Origin of the sequence: Pseudomonas sp. (assembly GCF_048269965.1) — a bacterium.
GTDB lineage: Bacteria > Pseudomonadota > Gammaproteobacteria > Pseudomonadales > Pseudomonadaceae > Aquipseudomonas.
Genome location: NZ_JBLWTV010000026.1, coordinates 13,246 through 32,192, shown reverse-complemented (window position 1 = coordinate 32,192; position 18,947 = coordinate 13,246). Strand labels below are relative to the sequence as shown.

The 18,947-nt window shown below is 65.0% G+C and carries 16 protein-coding genes; 5 read left to right on the top strand and 11 right to left on the bottom strand.

What is annotated here, in order from left to right:
• Positions 1-27: 27 nt before the first annotated feature.
• The 5 genes from ACN0X6_RS22105 to ACN0X6_RS22085 form a co-directional block, all read right to left on the bottom strand.
• A complete protein-coding gene (locus ACN0X6_RS22105) occupies positions 28-936 on the bottom strand; it encodes a carbohydrate ABC transporter permease (RefSeq protein WP_417707274.1) in 909 nt (302 codons plus the stop codon).
• 116 nt (positions 937-1,052) lie between these two features.
• Positions 1,053-2,321, bottom strand: a complete 1,269-nt coding sequence (locus tag ACN0X6_RS22100; protein WP_417707273.1) for an ABC transporter substrate-binding protein — start codon at positions 2,319-2,321, stop codon at positions 1,053-1,055.
• A 104-nt stretch (positions 2,322-2,425) separates the two neighbouring features.
• Complete coding sequence (locus tag ACN0X6_RS22095) at positions 2,426-3,667, bottom strand: AGE family epimerase/isomerase (protein ID WP_417707272.1); 1,242 nt, start codon at positions 3,665-3,667, stop codon at positions 2,426-2,428.
• Complete coding sequence (locus ACN0X6_RS22090; RefSeq protein ID WP_417707270.1) at positions 3,668-4,921, bottom strand: ABC transporter substrate-binding protein; 1,254 nt, start codon at positions 4,919-4,921, stop codon at positions 3,668-3,670.
• A 117-nt stretch (positions 4,922-5,038) separates the two neighbouring features.
• Positions 5,039-5,935, bottom strand: coding sequence for an AraC family transcriptional regulator (locus tag ACN0X6_RS22085; protein ID WP_417707268.1), 897 nt, complete (start codon positions 5,933-5,935; stop codon positions 5,039-5,041).
• Between the two features lie 183 nt (positions 5,936-6,118).
• Here ACN0X6_RS22085 and ACN0X6_RS22080 point away from each other — a divergent pair, with 183 nt between their 5' ends.
• A complete protein-coding gene (locus tag ACN0X6_RS22080) occupies positions 6,119-7,072 on the top strand; it encodes a phytanoyl-CoA dioxygenase family protein (protein WP_417707266.1) in 954 nt (317 codons plus the stop codon).
• Positions 7,073-7,082: 10 nt separating this feature from the next.
• On the opposite strand, the gene ACN0X6_RS22075 is transcribed toward ACN0X6_RS22080, so the two are convergent.
• The 3 genes from ACN0X6_RS22075 to ACN0X6_RS22065 are packed head-to-tail and all read right to left on the bottom strand — an operon-like array spanning position 7,083 to position 10,300.
• Positions 7,083-8,534 (bottom strand): ATP-binding protein, encoded by a 1,452-nt coding sequence (locus ACN0X6_RS22075; RefSeq protein ID WP_417707264.1) that lies wholly within the window; start codon positions 8,532-8,534, stop codon positions 7,083-7,085.
• On the bottom strand, positions 8,524-9,258 hold the full coding sequence (locus ACN0X6_RS22070) for a response regulator (RefSeq protein ID WP_417707262.1): 735 nt from the start codon (positions 9,256-9,258) through the stop codon (positions 8,524-8,526). The genes ACN0X6_RS22075 and ACN0X6_RS22070 overlap by 11 nt, the downstream gene beginning before the upstream one ends.
• 55 nt (positions 9,259-9,313) lie before the next feature.
• Positions 9,314-10,300 (bottom strand): glucokinase, encoded by a 987-nt coding sequence (locus tag ACN0X6_RS22065; RefSeq protein ID WP_417707260.1) that lies wholly within the window; start codon positions 10,298-10,300, stop codon positions 9,314-9,316.
• A gap of 328 nt (positions 10,301-10,628) precedes the next feature.
• On the opposite strand from ACN0X6_RS22065, the gene ubiM reads away from it, so the two are divergent.
• Entirely contained in the window at positions 10,629-11,798 is a 1,170-nt protein-coding gene (gene ubiM, locus ACN0X6_RS22060) for a 5-demethoxyubiquinol-8 5-hydroxylase UbiM (protein ID WP_417707258.1), read from the top strand.
• Between the two features lie 64 nt (positions 11,799-11,862).
• Here the strand turns inward: ubiM and ACN0X6_RS22055 are convergent, their stop codons facing one another.
• The 3 genes from ACN0X6_RS22055 to ACN0X6_RS22045 all read right to left on the bottom strand — a co-directional run bounded on the left by ACN0X6_RS22055 (position 11,863) and on the right by ACN0X6_RS22045 (position 15,235).
• Complete coding sequence (locus ACN0X6_RS22055) at positions 11,863-12,519, bottom strand: TIGR04211 family SH3 domain-containing protein (RefSeq protein ID WP_417707257.1); 657 nt, start codon at positions 12,517-12,519, stop codon at positions 11,863-11,865.
• 230 nt (positions 12,520-12,749) lie between these two features.
• Positions 12,750-14,111 (bottom strand): putative bifunctional diguanylate cyclase/phosphodiesterase, encoded by a 1,362-nt coding sequence (locus ACN0X6_RS22050; RefSeq protein ID WP_417707255.1) that lies wholly within the window; start codon positions 14,109-14,111, stop codon positions 12,750-12,752.
• A 224-nt stretch (positions 14,112-14,335) separates the two neighbouring features.
• Entirely contained in the window at positions 14,336-15,235 is a 900-nt protein-coding gene (locus ACN0X6_RS22045; RefSeq protein ID WP_417707319.1) for a LysR family transcriptional regulator, read from the bottom strand.
• 102 nt (positions 15,236-15,337) lie between these two features.
• Here ACN0X6_RS22045 and ACN0X6_RS22040 point away from each other — a divergent pair, with 102 nt between their 5' ends.
• From ACN0X6_RS22040 to ACN0X6_RS22030, 3 genes are all read left to right on the top strand, one after another.
• Positions 15,338-16,201: an MBL fold metallo-hydrolase gene (locus tag ACN0X6_RS22040; RefSeq protein WP_417707317.1), complete on the top strand. Its 864-nt coding sequence runs from the start codon at positions 15,338-15,340 to the stop codon at positions 16,199-16,201.
• A 290-nt stretch (positions 16,202-16,491) separates the two neighbouring features.
• Positions 16,492-18,270, top strand: coding sequence for an acyl-CoA dehydrogenase C-terminal domain-containing protein (locus tag ACN0X6_RS22035; RefSeq protein WP_417707253.1), 1,779 nt, complete (start codon positions 16,492-16,494; stop codon positions 18,268-18,270).
• Between the two features lie 130 nt (positions 18,271-18,400).
• Positions 18,401-18,946 (top strand): chalcone isomerase family protein, encoded by a 546-nt coding sequence (locus ACN0X6_RS22030; protein WP_417707251.1) that lies wholly within the window; start codon positions 18,401-18,403, stop codon positions 18,944-18,946.
• The last annotated feature ends 1 nt before the right edge of the window (position 18,947 follow it).

Below are 18,947 nucleotides of genomic sequence, written 5' to 3'. Positions count from 1 at the left end.
GAAGATCGTCGCTGCGCGACGCTCACACTAGTCATGGCGTTTGCCTCGCAATTCGGAATACAGGTAGGGCACCAGGATCGCCAGCACCGCGCCGAGCATCAGCATCGCACTGGCCGATCCGATGCCCATCTGGCCGCGGCTGAAGGTGAAGGAGTACATGAACATCGCCGGCAGGTCGGAGGCATAACCGGGGCCGCCTGCGGTCATCGCCGCCACCAGGTCGAAGCTCTTGATGGCGATGTGCGCGAGAATCATCAGCGCGCTGAAGAACACCGGACGCAGGCTCGGCAGCACGATGCGCAGGTAGATGGTCGGCAGCCCGGCCCCATCCACCTGGGCGGCGCGAATGATCGACTGATCGACGCTGCGCAGCCCGGCCAGGAACAGTGCCATGACGAAGCCCGAGGCCTGCCACACGGCCGCGATCACCAGGCAGTAGATGACCCGGTCCTGATCCACCAGCCAGTCGAGGCGAAAGCCTTCCCAGCCCCAGTCGCGCAGCAGTTTGTCCAGGCCCAGCCCCGGATTGAGCAGCCACTTCCAGGCGGTGCCGGTGACGATCATCGACAGCGCCATGGGATAGAGAAAGATGGTGCGAATGAAGCCTTCGCGGCGGATGCGCTGATCCAGCAGCACGGCGAGAAAGACGCCTATAACCAGGCTGATGCCGATGAACAGGCCGCCGAACAGCAGCAGGTTCTGGCTCGCCACCCACCAGCGGTCATTGTCCAGCAGGCGCATGTACTGCTGCAGGCCGACCCACTTGTAGCTGGGCATGAAGCTGGAGTTGGTGAACGACAGCACCAGGGTCCAGAGGATGTAACCGTAGAAACCGACCAGCACCACCAGCATGCTTGGCGCCAGCACCAACTTGGGCAGCCAGCGTTGCAGCAGGTCGAGGGGCGAGGCCTTGGTCATTACCGGGGTGACACTCATCGGGCGGTACCAGTTGGCGAGGTTGAATCAGGGCCGAGCACCGCCCCGACGGGGCCTGGGGCCCGTCGTGCGAAGCGGTGCTCGGGAGTTGGGCCGGCAACACCGGCCCGCTGGCGCTACTGCGCGGCCTTGATCGCCGCGTAGATCTGCGCGCCGGCCTTGCTCGGGTCGGCGTTCTTCTCGCTCATGAAGTTGGTCACCACGTCGAAGATGGCGCCCTGTACGGCGAGGTTGGTGGCCATGCTGTGGGCCATGCTCGGCTCCAGCTTGCCGTTCTTGTCGGCCTCCTGGAAATCCCGCATCGAGGCCTGCGCGCAGCTGTCGAACTGGCTCATGTCCAGGTCCGAGCGCACCGGGATCGAGCCCTTGTTCTGGTTGAACACGTACTGGAACTCGGGCTCCAGGGCGATCCGCGCCAGGGCATGCTGGGCGGCGATGTCGTCTGGGCTATTGAGCTTGAACATGGCCACGGAGTCGATGTTGTAGGTGTAGCTGCCAGCCGTGCCCGGCATCGGCACGCACTGGTAGTCCTTGCCCGCCACCTTGCCGGCGGCCGTCCACTCGCTCTTGGCCCAGTCGCCCATGATCTGCATGCCGGCCTTGCCGTCGATCACCTGGGCGGTGGCCAGGTTCCAGTCACGCCCAGCGCGGTTGTCATCCATGTAGGTGGAGAGTTTCTTCAACGCGGTGAAGACTTCGGTCATCTGCGGGCTGACCAGGGTCGCCTCGTCGATCTCGACGAACGCCTTGTGATAGCCCTCGGCGCCCATAACGCTCAGCACCAGCCCCTCGAACAGGGTACCGTCCTGCCAGGGCTGGCCGCCGTGGGCCAGCGGGATGAAACCGGCGGCCTTGAGCTTGTCGCCGGCGGCGTACAGTTCTTCGAGGGTGGTCGGCGCCTGGTCGATGCCGGCCTTCTCGAACACCTGCGGGTTGATCCACAGCCAGTTGACCCGGTGGATGTTCACCGGTACCGCGACGTACTGACCGTCGTACTGCATGGTTCTGACAACGGTCTTCGACAGCAGGCCATCCCAGCCATTGGCCTGGGCCACCTCGTCCAGCGGCGCGAGCAGGTCCAGCGCGCCCCACTCCTGCAGGTCGGGGCCCTTGATCTGTGCCGCGCCCGGCGGGTTGCCGGACACCACGCGGGTCTTCAACACGGTCATGGCGGCAGAACCGGCGCCACCGGCCACCGCGCCGTCCTTCCAGGTGAAACCCTCTTTCTCGACCAGTTCCCGCAGGACCTTCACCGCGGCGGCCTCACCACCGGAGGTCCACCAATGCACCACTTCCACCGTACCTTTGGCGTCGGCGGCCAGCGCAGCGAAGGGGAACAGGGAGGCAAGAGAAACGGCGGTAGCGAGGCGAGTCATAACGTTCATCGGAATACCTTTCTTGTTGTTATCGGGCAAGTCGTGGCGCTTGTGCTGAGAGGGAGTTTAATCAGGGTCGTTGGCGGCTCGGGTAACGAAAGGATGCATTAATGTCACCACCCCGTTACATCGGCAGCAAGCGCCGTGGCCAGGCTCGGTGCCAGCGCCAGAGGTGGCAGCAGCAAGGCCTGGTAGGCGTGATACAGATCGGGTTTACCCGCCCAGATACGGGAGGACGGCTGGTTGTGTTCATCCAGTTCGTGGTGCCAGCTGCCGCCGTGCAGGTCGATGAAATGCTCGGCGATGAACGCCCAAAGGCGTCGATACCAGTGCTCGTAGGTCGCCTCGCCGCTTCGCTGCAGCAGCGCAGCCGAAGCCGCAACGGCTTCGGCATGCACCCAGTGCAGGCGGGTGCGCACTACCGGCCGCTGATTCCAGTCGAGGCTGTAGACCAGCCCCGGCGTACCGTCAGCCTGCCAGGCATGACGGCAGGCGCTGGCGAACAGGCCCTGAGCATCGGCCAGCAGCCAGTCGGGCGCAGTGAGCCCGGCCCGGGTCAGCGCCGCTTCCAGATGCAACAGCAGGCGTGCCCACTCGAAGGCGTGGCCAGGCGTACTGCCATAGGGGCGGAAGGGGTCGGCGCGGTTGTCGATGTTGTAGTCCGGCAGCGCCTGCCAGTGCGCATCGAAGTGTTCGACCACCAGGTAGCCGCACGCGGCGGCGTGCCGATGGATCAGGCGCTCGGCGATGCGCAGTGCACGCTGCAACCAGCGCACGTTGCCGGTGACATCGGCCAGGGCGAGAAAGGCCTCGGTGGCGTGCATGTTGCTGTTGGCACCACGGTAGGCCTCCTCGTGACGCCAGTCGCGATCGAAGTGCTCGCGCAGCACGCCCTCCTCCTCGCTCCAGAAATACCGCTCGATGATCCGGGTGGCGTCATCGAGCAGTGCCTGGGCAGCAGGACGTCCAGCGACCCGGGCGGAGCTGGCCGCCAGCGCCACGAAGGCATGCAGGTAGGCGGACTTGCCGCCGCTGCGCGTGGCATCGCCGAACCAGCCGCCGTGCGCCTCGTCCCACAGGGCACCGCGCAGTGCGGCCAGGCCATGGTCGACCAGCACGGCATGGCCGGGAATGCCCTGGATATGCGCCAGGGCGAAACAGTGGGTCATGCGCGTGGTGTGAATCAGCTCGGCCACCGCGCCCTCGGGTAAACGCCCCTGGGCATCGAGCGCGGCAAAGCCCTGCTCGACCCTGGCGCCCCGTGCGAAGGGCAGCAGGCGCTGGGCCTCGTCATTCAGCCAGGCGAGGTGCTGCGGCGTGGACAGCCAGCTCCCGCTGCGTTTCGTGAGCGACATTCAATGCAGCGCCTTGATCGCGCTGGCCAGTTGCAGCGCGGCTTTCTGCGGGTCGGAGGACGGTGAACCGAAGAAGTTGCTGACCACGTCAAAGACCGCACCCTGGACATAGCCTGGCGCCGCCATCAGATGCGCCAGGCTGGGCTGCAGACCGCCACTGGCAGAAGCCTCCCTGAAGTCCGCGATGGAGGCCTGGGCACAGCTGTCCAACGCACTCACGTCCAGATCCAGATAGACCGGAATGGAGCCCTTGTTCTGGCTGAACAGGATCTGGAACTCCGGGCTCATTATCACCCGCGCCAGTTCCTCCTGCGCCTCGCGATCGGCGGCATTGCCCAGTTTGAACAGGGCCAGCGAGTCGATGTTGTAGTCGAAGCTGCCCTGGGTACCGGGGAAGGCCACGCACTGGTAGTCCTTGCCGGCCACCTTGCCGGCGGCTGTCCATTCGCCCTTGACCCAATCACCCATGATCTGCATGCCAGCCTCGCCGTCGATGACCATCGCGGCAGCCGTGTTCCAGTCGCGCCCGGCGGCGTTGGCATCGATATAGCCACGCAGCTTCTGCAGCGTCTCGAACACCTCGACCATTCCCTGGCCGGACAGCGTCGTCGCGTCCAGTTCGACGAAAGCCTTGTGGTACGCCTGCGGGCCGAGCACGCTCAGCGCCAGGTTCTCGAAGACCGTGCCATCCTGCCAGGGCTGACCACCATGGGCGATGGCGATGAAGCCGGCGGCCTGGAGCGTATCGGCGGCGGCAAAGAACTCGTCGAGGGTGGTCGGCGCCCGCTCGATGCCGGCCTTGGCGAACACCTCGGGGTTGATCCACAGCCAGTTGACCCGGTGCACGTTGAGCGGTACGGCCACGTAATGGCCCTGGAATTTCATGATGCTGGCGACTTCAGGCGCCAGCAGCCTGTCCCAATTGCCCTGGGTGGCCACCCCATCCACCTCGCTGAGCAGCCCCAACTCGCCCCACTGCTGGATGTCCGGGCCCTTGATCTGCGCGGCGGCCGGTGGATTGCCGGAAACGGCGCGGGTCTTCAGAACGGTCATGGCCGCCTCGCCGCCGCCCCCTGCGACGGCGAAATCCTTCCAGCGGTGGCCCTGGCGCTCGACCCGCGCCTGGAGCGTGTCGGCGGCGCGTTTTTCGCTACCCGAGGTCCACCAGTGCAGGACTTCGACTTCGCCAGCAGCGGCCAGAGGAGACAGAGCCAGGATGGAAACGGCAGTTGCCAGACATGCGAATGCATTCATGACCGCAGTACCCTCTTGTCGATGTGAACTGCGCAGATCGCGCCTGCAGATTGGCGCATGCTAACCAGCCAGGTGGCTGGGCAGGTAACAAAGGGACGCAGAAAGGTCACCAACTGGTTACGAAGCAGCGGAGCCCCCCGCGTACCGGGCACCGGGGCGCCGATGACGGCGCCGAAAAGCGCTGGGCGTGCAGCCCTTGAGTGCCAGGAACTGACGATTGAACAGTGACAGGTTGGCGTAACCGACCTGCTCGGCGATCCGCGCGACAGGCAGATCGCCCCCGATCAACAGCGAGCAAGCGCGGCCGATGCGCAAACGCGTGAGGTACTGCATCACGCTCATGCGGCAATACCGATGGAACATGCGATGCAAGGCGGAAACACTGAGACAGGCCAGCTCCGCCAGCGCCGCGATGGTGATCGGCCGGACGACGTCACGGTGCAGGACGTCGAGCACGCGCAGCAGGCGCGGATCGGCATGCAGGGGCTGCGCTCGCGGGCTCGGCACATTGCTCAGCAGCGTCCGGTCATCCGCCCGGCATAGCAACAGCAACACCTCGAGCAACAGCAGCAGGCGATGGGCCGGCTCGGCCGCGGGCATCGCCTCAATCAGCGGCCGGGCACGGCTGCGACTGGCGGGGCCGAAACTCAGGCCGCACGCTGCATCCGCCAGCAGGCCCGCCAGGTCCCTCAGTTCGGGCAACGTCGCCAGCATGGCGCTCAGCCATTCGCGGCGAAACCAGATCACCAGGGCGATATGCGGACGGGATGGGTCGAGGCGCTCGCTCGAACACCAGCTATGGGCGATGCCCGGCCCCACCAGAGCCAGATCGCCATCATCGTAGGCTTCGATATCGTCACCGATATAGCGATGCCCACGACTGTTGAGCGTCAGCGTCAGCTCATACTCGGGGTGGAGATGCCACTCGAAGGGGATACCCTCCTCCAGTCGTCGATGGAGCAGCGACCAGGACGCTCCTTCCTCAGGCGTGATCCTTTCCAGAAATGCGCGCATCGCCTCTCCCTCCACCCTTGCCACTCGCGCCGCGAGTGGCTCGACAGACTGGGTACTCTACGTCCCACGCGAGCTTGTCGCGCAGCACACGCGACAATCGTATCGGTTCGCGCCTCCAGGTCCGGCAATCGCCGCCTGCTCGTCTCGCTAGGCTGATCATGCTCAGTGAACGAGGAGCACGATATGAACCACTACCTGCCACCCGGCCACGGCGATCACCCCGGCGCCACGAACGCCGCCATCCCCCTGCGCGATGTGCGCAAGCGCCTGCCACTGCGCGTACTTGACGAACAGGACTGGTGGCACTGGACGCACAATGGCCATGTCATCGTGCCCAGGGCCGTCAGCGACGAAGAAGCCGATGCCGTGGTCGACATGCTCTGGCAGTTCCAGGAAATGGATCGTGACGACCCCACCACCTGGTATGCGCCCCAGCGCCGCGAACACCGCATGGCCGAGCTCAACAATACCGGCATGGTCGAGGTCTATCACCACCAGAGCCTGTGGAACACCCGACAGAGCCGGCGCATCTACGATGCCTTCGTCGATATCTGGGATCGTGAAGACCTCTGGGTCGCCATTGACCGCGCCAATCTCAACCCGCCGAATAAGGCCAGTCGCGCAACCGGCGACCCCGATGGTTTCATCCACTTCGACGTCGACATATCCCGCAGGCCGTTGCCCATCGCCGCCCAGGGCGTGCTCTCGCTGGCGGCCCAGGACGACGAGGTGGGCGGCTTCCAGTGCGTCCCCAGCCTGTTCGCCGAGATCGACGACTGGTGGGCGCAGCAACCGACAGGAGCCAACCCCTTCAAACCGGACATCGGCCAACGGCCTATCGAGAACATCAGCCTGAACAAAGGCGACCTGTTGATCTTCAACAGCCTGCTGGCCCATGGCGTACGTCCCAACTATTCGCACAACCGCGTGCGCCTCGCGCAGTACATCTCGATGTTTCCCGCCGACTACGACAACCCAGCGCTGCGCGCCATGCGCATCCGCTCCTGGGCCGAGCAGACGCCTCCGACCGGCGCGCCCTTTCCCGGCGACCCGCGCGAGTACGAGCGCACGCACTTTGCACGCGCCGAACTCGATACCCACGGACGTCGCCTGCTGGGGCTCGATCCATGGCCATGACGCCTCGGCATCATTCCGGCGTGCGCGGCAGGCGCAGGGTCACGCGCAGGCCGCCGCAGCGCAGGTTGCACAGGCTGACCTCGCCGCCATGGCTGTGGGCGATGTTGCGCGCGATACCCAGACCCAGCCCATAGCCCTGCTGCTGCCCGGACAGACGGAAGTGTGGCTCGAACACCTGTTCCAGGCGCTGCTCCGGCACACCCGGGCCCTCGTCATCGACATGCAGGACGAACGCCGCGCCGTCGTCCTCGATGTGCAGGTGGGCACGCTCGCCGTACTTCAGCGCGTTGTCGATCAGGTTGCCAATGCAGCGCCGCAGCGCCAGCGGCTTGCCCGGATAAGGCGCGCAGGCCCCACCATCGAGGGTCACGCTACCCTTGCCCGCCGGTGCCAGGTAGGGCTCGACCAGGCAATGCAGCAGGTAATTGAGGTCCACCGGCTCGATGTTCTCGTGGATGTCGGTGTCCTTCACGCATTGCAGCGCGCCTTTGACCAGCAGTTCCAGGTCGTCCAGGTCACGCCCGAACTTGCTCTGCAGGCTTTCGTCATCGAGCAGTTCGACGCGCAGGCGCAGGCGCGTGATCGGCGTGCGCAGGTCATGGGAAATGGCGCTGAACAGCTGGCTGCGCTCGGTCAGGTAACGGCTGATGCGCTCGCGCATGGCATTGAAGGCGCGGGCCACCTCCACCACCTCGCGGCCACCGCCTTCGGCAACAGGCTCCACCTCGGCGCCCAGCGACAGGTGCCGCGCGGTGCGCGCCAGGCGCTTGAGCGGGCGGCTCTGCAGGTGTACCAGCAAGCCAATGAACAACAGCAAAAAGGCAGTGGTCAGGAGGATGAACCACAGCTGCTGGGTCGGCAGAATGGGTTCCTCCAGGCTGGTGTAGGGCTCGGGCAGCAACGAGGCGATGTACAGCCATTCCCCCGGCGCCAACTGGATCTGCGTCACCAGCACGGGGGGATTGACCGGCTCCAGGGTCAACGCGTAATGCGCCCAGGAACGCGGCAATTCGTCGAGCTTCAGGCCACCGTTGAAGATGCGCAGGTCATCCGGGCTGACGAAGGTCACCGAGATGTCGGCGGCATTGCCCAGCGACTGGTGCAAAACCTGCGCCACCGATTCGGTCACCGCCTGCTTGCGCGGCGTGGCCGGCAGCAGCTGCATCTGCAACGGACGATCATTGAGACTGACCACGAAGCGCGTGCCGCCCATGCTGCGCAGCTGGTCGAGCACCAGTGGCCGATACGCCACCGGCAGCGAACGAAAGTAGCGCACGCTGGCGGACATCGAATGCGCCAGGCTGCGCGCGGTGGTGACCAGGCCTTCGAGCTGGGTGGCGCGCAGCTGCGACAGCCAGATCACGCTGGACAGCGTCTGCGCCGCCAATATCGCCAGCAGGGTGAGCAGCAGCATGCGCCCGAGCAGCGAACGCGGCAGCCAGTGCCGCGCTTTAACGCCCATCGCCTGCCTGCAGGCTCACCGTGGCCGCCAACTGGTAGCCGCTGCCGCGCACGGTGCGAATCAGCCGTGGTGGTTTGTCGGTGTCACGCAGGCGCTGGCGCAGGCGACTGACGGCCATGTCGACGATGCGTTCCAGCGGCATGACCTCACGGCCACGGGTGGCGTTGCCGATGGTGTCGCGGTCGAGAATCTGCTGCGGGTGATCGAGAAACAGCCTGAGCAGGGCGAAGTCGGCACCGGACAGCATCACCTCCTCGCCGTCGCGGTGAAACAGCCGATGGCTGACCATGTCCAGGCGCCAGTCGTCGAACGCCAGCACCTCGCCGCTGCGCTCCTGGGTGAACTGGGCGCGGCGCAGCAGCGCCTTGATCCGCGCCAGCAGCTCGCGCGGGCTGAACGGCTTGCCGAGGTAGTCGTCGGCGCCCAGCTCCAGGCCGATCACGCGGTCGGCCTCGTCGGAGCTGGCGGTGAGCATGATGATCGGCACCTGGGCAAAGCGCTGATGTTCGCGTACCCAGCGGCACAGGCTGAAACCGTCCTCGTCGGGCAGCATCACGTCGAGAATCACCAGGTCGGCCGACTCCGCACACAGACTCTGGCGGAAGGCGGCGCCGTCAGCCACGGCGCGCACCTGAAAGCCGACGCGGCTCAGGTAGGTATCGAGCAGTTCGCGAATTTCCTGGTCGTCATCGACCAGCAGAATCGATTTGCCGGGCTGGCTCATGGTCCGCCCCCTTTATTGTTATGGCTGTGTAGCCCGGCTGAAATCCGGGGTGCTATCAAGGGTTCTCCCGGATTGCCTCCGGGCTAGGTTCCGATGCCTGTTGCAGGGCCACACCGGCGCCTGTGAGGCCTGGGTACTCGGCCGTCACCAGCCACACTGGAATGCCGTGAAGATAATCGCTCATGCACCCCTTGTCGCTGAAGCTCTTGGCAAAACCGCTGGCGAGAAAACGTTCGGCGAAACGCGGCACCACGCCGCCGACTATATACACCCCACCGCGTGCACCCAGGGTCAGCACGTCGTTGCCGGCCACGCGCCCGAGCCAGCAGCTGAACTGTTCCAGCACTTCGGCGGCGACAGGCTCGCCCGCCAGGCCGGCGGCGGTGAGGGCCGCCGGCGTCGCGTGCTGCAACGGCTGAGCGTCCAGCTCGCAGATGGCCCGATACAGCACCAGCAAGCCGTTGCCACTGAGCACGTCTTCGGCGCGCACGTGACCCAGCTGTCGATAGAGGACCTGCCAGAGTTCGGCCTCGCGCGGGCTGCCGATGGGCAGGTCGACGTGGCCACCCTCGCCCGGTAGCACCAGCCAGCTGCCATCTGCCTGCGCGAGCAGCGTACCGACACCGAGGCCGGTGCCGGCGCCGATCACCAGGGCCGGACGGTCTGCCTGCGGCTCGCCCGGGCACACCTGCACGCGCTCGTGCTCGGCGATGCGGGTCATGCCCAGGGCCATGGCGGAGAAGTCGTTGACCAGCAGCAAGCGGTCGATCTGCAACGCTTGGCAGAACGCCGCACGATCGATACGCCAGTGATTGTTGGTGAAGCGAAACAGGTTACCGCTGACCGGTCCGGCGCAGGCCAGGCACACCGAACCTATCGCCCCAGGGGACAGGCCCTGGGCTTGCAGATAGGCGACGATGGCCTGCTCCGGCCCGGGGAAATCGGCGGTCGCCAGAACCTGCACCGCCTCCAGTTGCCCGTCACGCCACAGGGCAAAGCGCGCGTTGGTACCACCAATGTCGCCGACCAGAGCCAGTTTCACGAGAATGCCTCCTGAGCGAAGGCCGTTCGCTGATCGGCACCTGCAGAAAAGTGAGGATGCATGGCATCGACTCCAAACCCGAATTATTTTTATAGTTCAAACAACGCGCACCACAGTAAACCCGAAAATTACGCCTATCAAGACGGATAAAGTTGTAATAAAAACAATATTCACTGCCAACTCATAGCCCTCGCCCCGCACAACCGATTCAGCCCTGGGCATGATCCCGGACAATATCTGCGGCGTTGCTGCGACCTAGACTCGCACTTTGCATCGGCGCAGGACGGGTTCACCCGCCCTACCGGTCTTCCGCACGGAGAGCTGCAGCATGTCACCCGATATCCTCATCGTCGGCGCCGGCCCGGCGGGCCTGTGCCTGGCACGCGCCCTGTCCGGGCAGGGCCTGTCCATCGTGGTAGTGGAACGCCAGGCCGAGCAGGCGCTGGCCGAACCGGCCTTCGACGGCCGCGAGATCGCCCTCACCCACGGCTCGCAGGCTCTGCTCGAACGCCTGGAATTATGGTCACGCCTGCCCACCGAGGAGATCGCCGTGCTGCGCGATGCCCAGGTGTTCAACGGCCCCTCGCTGTTCGCCCTGAAGATCCGCGCCGAGCAGGCCGGCGCCGAGCGCCTCGGTCATCTGGTGGCCAACCAGGCCATCCGCCGCGCGGCCTATCAGGCCGTGCGCGACTGCGCTGACGTGCAGCTGTTGTGTGACACCAGCGTGCGCGCCATTCAGGCCGGCGAGCACGAGGTGAAACTGGTGCTGCAGGACGGCCGGCTGCTGCAACCGCGCCTGCTGGTCGCCGCCGACAGCCGTTTCTCGGAAACCCGCCGCCAGCTCGGCATCGGCGCGCAACTCAAGGACTTCGGCAAGAGCATGCTGGTGTGCCGCATGCAGCACGAACAGGAGCACCGACAGGTGGCCTGGGAGTGGTTCGGCTATGGCCAGACCCTGGCCCTGCTACCGCTCAATGGCCGGCAGTCGTCGACCGTGCTGACCCTGCCACCGCGCGAGATCGAACGCCTGCACAAACTCGACGAAACCAGCTTCGCCCGCGAGATGGAAAAGCGCTTCGAGCGCCGCCTCGGCGCCATGCAACTGGTCAGCAGTCGCCACGCCTACCCGCTGGTAGGCGCCTATGCGCGGCGCATGGTCGGCCCCCGCTGCGCCCTGCTTGGCGACGCCGCCGTGGGCATGCACCCGGTCACCGCGCATGGCTTCAACTTCGGCCTGATCGGCGTGCAACTGCTCAGCGACGCACTGCTGGCCGCTCATGGCAAGCGCCAGGATATCGGCGCAGCCGCGCCACTGGCGCGCTACGAGCGTCAGCTACGTCTGGCCACCTGGCCGCTGTACCAGGCCACCAACCTGCTGGTGGAGCTGTACACCAACGACCAGTTGCCCGCCCGCCTGCTGCGCGGCGCCGGCCTGCGCGTGGCGCAGGGCCTGCTGCCGTTGAAGAAGGGCATCGCCCGTCACCTCACCGCTGACTAGGAGAGTGAACGAGATTGGCCATTTCTGGACAATGCCTCCAGAAACGAGGCGCTGAAGACAGGCGCTACACCCACTGATCATTGCGCTTGCGCTTGACCCGCAGCATGGTCGGCAGGATCAGCCCGAGCAGCAGCCCGGCGCCGGCGATGCTGCCGCCATAGGCCATGTAGCGCATCAGTGCCTGCTGCTGTTCGTTGCCCAGTTGCGCCTGGGCATCGCGCAGTTGCGAACGGGTGGTGGTCAGCTCGGCATCCAGCGCGCCACGGGCGGCCTGCAGCTCGTCGATGAGTTTCTTGCGCGAATCCAGGGTTTCCTGCATGCCTTGCACACGGATCTTCCAGGCGTCGTCGATGCCTTTGAGCTCCGCGCTGAGGTCAGCGACTTTCTGTTCCAGCTGCGGCAGGCGCTCGGCCTGGCCTGGTACCGATTGCAGGTCGCGGCTGGGAATCCAGACGCTGTTGCCGCTTGCGCTGCGCACCTGGCTGTAGTCGCCCTGAGTACGCAGCAGCTCCACTTTCTCCCCGGAGACCAGGGTGCCGACGATGCGGTAGCCATCGGTGGGGCCACTGCGCACGTAGGTGTTCAGGCTGTCGCTGACCCAGCGCTGGTTGCCGGACGTCTCTTCGGCCAGAGACGGCTGTGCGCCGCCGAGCAGGCCACCGAGCAGCAGGCAGGCACCGAGAATGCGGGGTTGGAGTGGAGCATGACGAGATAAGAACATGGGCAATCTTCACGTGGCAGTCAGACGAACCCGGCGAACGGGATGGACGTTGCCGGCCACGCATTGAAGAACACGCTCGAGCATGATGCAGGCAGAATCCGCGACGTAGACGCCACACTAGCGGCCAATAGCCATCTATTCCTGCCGGTACGGGCCGACTGCAGACAGACATTGGCGGACGGCCTCGAGTTCACTCGCCGCTGACGATGAAAGATGGACGGAACAGCGATTCAGCCGTTGTGGCGCTGAACGAAGGCACAGAAATCCGCCAACGGCATCGGCCGGCCGAGCAGATATCCCTGGAACTGACTGCAACCGTTGTCAGCCAGAAACTGCCGCTGTGCCTCGGTTTCCACGCCCTCGGCGATCACCGTCATGCCCATGCTCTGGCCCAGGGCGATCACCGTGCGCACGATGGTTTCGCTGTTGGCATCGGTGAGCACGTCGCAGATGAACGAACGGTCGATCTTCAGTTTGCTCAACGGCAGGCGCTTGAGGTGACTGAGGGAAGAAAAGCCGGTACCGAAGTCATCCAGCGAGAAGCGCACGCCACGCTCGACCAGCGCCGCCATCTTGCGCGTGAGGTCCTCCATGTCATGCACGATCAGCGTCTCGGTCAACTCCAGCTCCAGGCGCTGGGCATCGATACCGTGGCGCTCGATCAGGCCAAGAATTTCGGCGACGAAACTGCTCTGCGAGAACTGCTTCTGGCTGATGTTCACCGCCAGGCCCAGGTCGCCGAAGAGCGGGTCATCCTTCCACTGACGCAGGCGCGCGGCCGTTTGCTCCAGCACCCATTGGCCAATGGGGATGATCAGCCCGGTATTCTCGGCGTGATCGATGAACTCGCCAGGCGCCAGGAGCCCGCGTTGCGGGTGCTGCCAGCGAATCAGCAACTCGGCGCCGATGACCCGCCCGGCACCATTGAGCTGCGGCTGGTAATACAGCACGAACTGCTGCTCGCGAATGGCCGCGCGCAGGTCACGATCCAGCTCCGAGCGCTCGGCGGTGTCGCTCTGCAGGATATGCAGGAGCAGGAAGAACAGCGCCATGGCGGCAACGCTCTGCACCCAGGAACCGACGATGCGCACATCGTCCGGCAGCGCATAAAGATCGGTGGGCCGCCAGTTGGACGCGGCCAGGGCGACGAACAACAGCAGGCAGAACAGGGACATGCCGTAACGCAGCCACAGGGGCTCATCGCGGAAGGCCATCAACGCGGCCACGGCCACCGGTAGCAGATAGAGGTGCGTCGCACGCGGCGCCGTGAGGGTCGGCGGGTCGAGCAGCAGGGTCGAAGCGACCACGATAAGGATCAGCGCACCGAACAGGATCAGGTTGGCGCTACGGGCCTGGTTGCGCAGGGTCAGCGCGAAGACCGCCACACCGCTGAGGACGATGGTCACGTCCATGATGACGATGGCCCAGTAGCCGCGCGAGAAAAAGAACAGCCCCCAGAGGAGGCCCATCACCATCATCACCAGGCTCGACAGCATGCGCATGCGGCGCTCGCGACGCTGGCCGACCAGAGCCAGGTCGGCACCATGCCAGAGTTTGCGAACGCGCCTGCCGAAGCTCGAGAGTGATGGCATGGTGAAATCCTGATCCGATGACTTCATTCTTGAAGCTGCGTGGCCGAATGCAAGTTTCCGGCGCAGCTTTTAACAGGCGGTTAACAGGCCGTTGAAAAACGTAGGCGAGGCAGCCAGTGCAAGGCAAAAACAGGCGAAAAAGCGCAGTTTACGAGTTGTAAATGAGCATTTTGAGCCTGTTTTTAACGCAGCAATGGCAACGCAGGTAGTTTTTCAACAGCCTGTTAATGCTGCCAGTGCGCCTCGCTGGCCAGTCGCTCGGCAATGAAATCCAGCAGCAGGCGCATCGCCGGCAGCATCTGTCGACGCGTGCCGTACAGGGCATGAATGCCCAGCTCCGGCGGCCGGTAGTCCGCCAGAAGCTGCACCAGCCGTCCCTCACGCAGCGGTGCAGCCACCGAGTACAGCGGCTGCAGGCTGATGCCGGCGCCAGCCAGGGTCGCCTCCAGCAACACCATCGACTCGTTGGCGCTGAGGCTGCCGGACACCGAAACGGCAATCGCCTCCCCTCGATGCTCGAACTCCCACAGGCTGCGGCCGAAGTAGGCGTAGGCCAGACAGTCATGCCGGGCCAGATCCTCCGGGCGCTGCGGCGTGCCGTGTCGCGCCAGGTAATCCGGGCTGGCACAGACCACCGAGCGACACACCGCCAGGCGCCGGGCGATCAGATTCGGGTCGAGCTGATTGGTGATGCGCAGCGCCAGGTCGATACGCGCCTCCACCAGATTGACCGCCTCGCTGCCGACCAGCAGGTCGACGCTGACCTGCGGGTAACGCTCGATGAAGGCCTGCAGCGCATGCACCAGCCAGGCCTGAGCGAAGGACTGGCTGCAGGTGATGCGCAGCGTGCCGCGCGGCGCATCATCCGCCGCCTGACCCAATGCCTGCATGCGCTCGGCCAGCGCCAGCATCTCGCGGCATTGCGGCAGCATCTGTTCACCGGCCGCCGTCAGGCTCAGTCGCCGTGTGCTGCGGTGCAGCAGGCGCACGCCGGCCCAGGCTTCCAGCTCGGCGAGGTAGCGCGACACCATTGCCCGCGACATGTCCAGCGCCTCGGCAGCGGCCGTTTGGCTGCCGCGCTCCAGCACCTCGACGAACACCCGCGCCGCCGTCAGTCGATCCATCATTCGCTCGATCCATGCAACAAATATGGCCAGCTTACGGGGCTTTTCGCTCGCCAGGTAGCACATAAGATGCGCCGCACCCTTATCTGCCTGGAGATCGCCATGTCCCACGTTACCCGTTTGCTCGCCGGCCTCGGCCTGCTCGCCGCTGCCAGCGGCGCCCTTGCCCAGCCGCTGACACTGGACACCTACAACCCACGCGAAGCCGCTGTATTTCCGGTCAGCTCGACGCTGATCAGCGGCGAGAAGGACGCCATCCTGGTGGATGCGCAGTTCTCCAACGATGAGGCGCAACAACTGGTCGAGCGCATTCAGGCCAGTGGCAAACGCCTGACCACCATCTTCATCAGCCATGGCGACCCGGACTTCTACTTCGGTCTCGAGGTTCTGACCCGCGCCTACCCCGAAGCCAAGGTGCTGGCCACACCGGCCACCGTCGCCTACATCGAGAAGACCCGCGCGCCCAAGCTGGCCTACTGGGGACCCATTCTCAAGGACAGCGCACCAGCCCGTACCCTGGTACCCGAAGCCCTGCAAGGCAATCGGCTGGAACTGGAAGGTCAGCCTATCGAGGTGGTCGGGCATGACCCGCAGCACACCAGCCTGTGGATTCCCGGCAGCAAGGCCGTGGTCGGCGGCGTGCTGACCAGCGCCAATATCCACCTGTGGGTCGCCGATGCACAGAGTGTCGAGGCTCGGCAGCGCTGGCTGAAGTCACTGGATGAACTCGAAGCCCTGCAACCGGCCACCTTGATTCCGGGCCATTACCTGGGTCAGCCGGCGATGAACCTGGCCGACCTGCACTTCACCCGTGACTACCTGCTGGCCCTGGAGCAGGAACTGCCCAAGGCCAAGGACAGTCAGGCACTGATCGCCGCGATGAAGGCGCGCTATCCTCGACTGCAGGATGACAGCAGCCTGGAGCTGAGCGCCAAGGTCCTCAAAGGAGAAATGCACTGGCCGTGAAACGCCAGGTCCTGATTGGTGCAGATTCACGCAGCCTGGCTCGAGTCCTTGCGGATTATCCGGGCCAGCCCGTGACCGGGTGATCGCACCGCGATGCATACGCCCGACAGCGTCCATGGCCTGTCGGGCGTTGCCGTTTCAGGGCCGGCAAAACCTGTACAGCTTTTGCGATTGCGAGCGTGACGCGGCAGTCATTGTACCAACGTGCTCGAAAGGGCTTGCAAAGCAATCCAAACAGCTATACAAAAACTGTACATAAATAAATCTTGTACAGCTTTAGGTAAATCGCCATGCCGTCCTACCGTGCTCCGCTGCGTGACATGCGCTTCGTGTTCGAAGAACTGCTCGACGCCTACACCCTGCTGCAAACGCTGCCTGAACACCGTGAGCTGAGCGCCGACCTCGGCGGTGCGATCCTCGAAGAGGCAGCCAAACTGGCCGAGAACGTGCTCGCACCGCTCAACGGCCCCGGCGACAAACAAGGCTGCCAGTACGATCCGCAGACACACAGCGTGCGCACCCCCGATGGCTTCAAGGCGGCCTATAAGCAGTTCGCCGAAGGCGGCTGGACGGCGCTGGCCTGCACCCCCGAGTTCGGTGGTCAGGGCCTGCCGCATGTGCTGAACATGCTGGTCGAGGAAATGACCTGTTCGGCCAACCTGTCGCTGGGCATGTACCCCGGCCTGACCCACGGCGCCATCAACGCCCTGACCAGCCACGGCACGCCCGAACAACAGGCGCAGTACCTGCCCCGCCTGATCAGCGGAGAGTGGACCGGCACCATGTGCCTGACCGAGCCGCAATGCGGCACCGACCTGGGCCTGATCCGCACCCGCGCCGTGCCGCAGGCAGATGGCAGCCATGCCATCACCGGTACCAAGATCTGGATCACCGGCGGTGAGCACGATCTGGTCGACAATATCCTGCACCTGGTGCTGGCCAAGCTGCCGGACGCACCGGACAGCGTCAAAGGTATCTCCCTGTTCCTCGTACCCAAGCTGCTGGAGGACGGCAGCCGCAACCCGGCCTTCTGTGGCGGCCTGGAGCACAAGATGGGCATCAAGGGCTCGGCCACCTGCGTGATGAATTTCGAAGGTGCCAAGGGCTGGCTGATCGGCGAGCCGAACAAGGGCCTGAGCTGCATGTTCACCATGATGAACTCGGCGCGCCTGATGGTCGGCATGCAAGGGCTGGGCGTGGCCGAAAGCGCCTACCAGATCGCTCTCGGTTTTGCCCGCGAGCGCTTGCAGAGCCGCTCGATCTCCGGGCCCAAGGCCGCCGACAAGCCGGCCGACCCGATCATGGTGCACCCGGATGTGCGGCGCATGCTGCTGCGGCAGAAGGTGATGATCGAAGGCTGCCGCGCCCTCGCCTACTTCGCCGGCCTGCAGCAGGACATCGCCCACGGCGCCGAAGACACCGAGACACGTACCCGCGCCGACGACCTGGTGCAGTTGCTCACCCCGGTGGTGAAAGCCTTCCTCACCGATGAAGGCTTCACCTGCGCCAACGAAGCTCTGCAGGTACTCGGTGGCTCGGGCTTCACCGAAGACTGGGGCATCGAGCAACTGGTGCGCGACAGCCGCATCACGCGCATCTACGAAGGCACCAACGGCATCCAGGCGCTCGATCTGGTGGGCCGCAAGCTGTCCCTTGGTGGCGGTCGCGCGGTACGCGCGTTCTTCGCCCTGGTCGAGGGCTGGCTCAAGAACAATGCCGAAGCTCCGCACGCAGCGGCGGTCACCCAGGCACTGAAGCAACTGCAGCAGGCCACCCTGTGGCTGGCCAGCGAAGGCAGCAAGGACCCGGAGCAGGCAGCTGCAGCGGCGACGCCCTACCTGCGCCTGTTCGGCCTGACCAGCCTGGCCTGGCTGTGGTCGCAACAAGCCCAGTTGGCCCGGCGCCAACTCGATGCTGGCAGTTCGGAAAGCCATTTCTATGCGGCCAAGATCAAGTCCGCCGATTTCTTCATGGCCCGCATCCTGCCAGAAGCCGACGCTCTGCTCAGCGAGATCAAGGCAGGCAAGGCGACGCTGATGGCCTTCACTGACGAGGAGTTCGCCGCCTGATCGCAGGCGGCGCCGACAAGCTGCGCAATCCGACAACCCACCTCTCCCCTTTTTGGTTGTCGGATTTTTTTATTCACTACCCGTGGCCAGACGCTGGCCACGGTCAACATCGACTGCGGAGTGATGGCTCATGGCAACCCTGACATCGCGACTCTGTTCGACCCTGCTACTGGCACTGGCGTTGGTCAGCGCCACGGTGCAAGGCAACAGCCAGGCCAACTGGCGCGAACAATTGCCTCAGGCCAACCTGGTCGGCAGCGGCGATTTCAGCTGGTTCGGCTTCTCGGTCTACAACGCCAAGCTGTGGAGCCCGGTGCAGCAGGTGGATTTCACCCAGCCCTTCGCCCTGGAGCTGACCTACCGACGCACCATCAGCCGCGAAACCCTGGTCGACACCAGCCTCGACGAGATTCGCCGGATCAACGGTGAGCCCCTCGACCGCGAACAGCAGGCCGAGTGGACGCAGCAGATGAGCCAGGCGTTCGTCGACGTGACGGATGGCACGCGCATCACCGGCGTATTCCTGCCCGGCGAGGGTTGCCGCTTCTACGTCGACGGCAAGCTGCAACATGTCATCGACGACCCGGAGTTCGCCCGCGCCTTCTTCTCCATCTGGCTCGATCCGCAGACCCGCAGTCCGAAGCTGCGCGCGGCATTGCTCGGTCTCAACCCCTGAG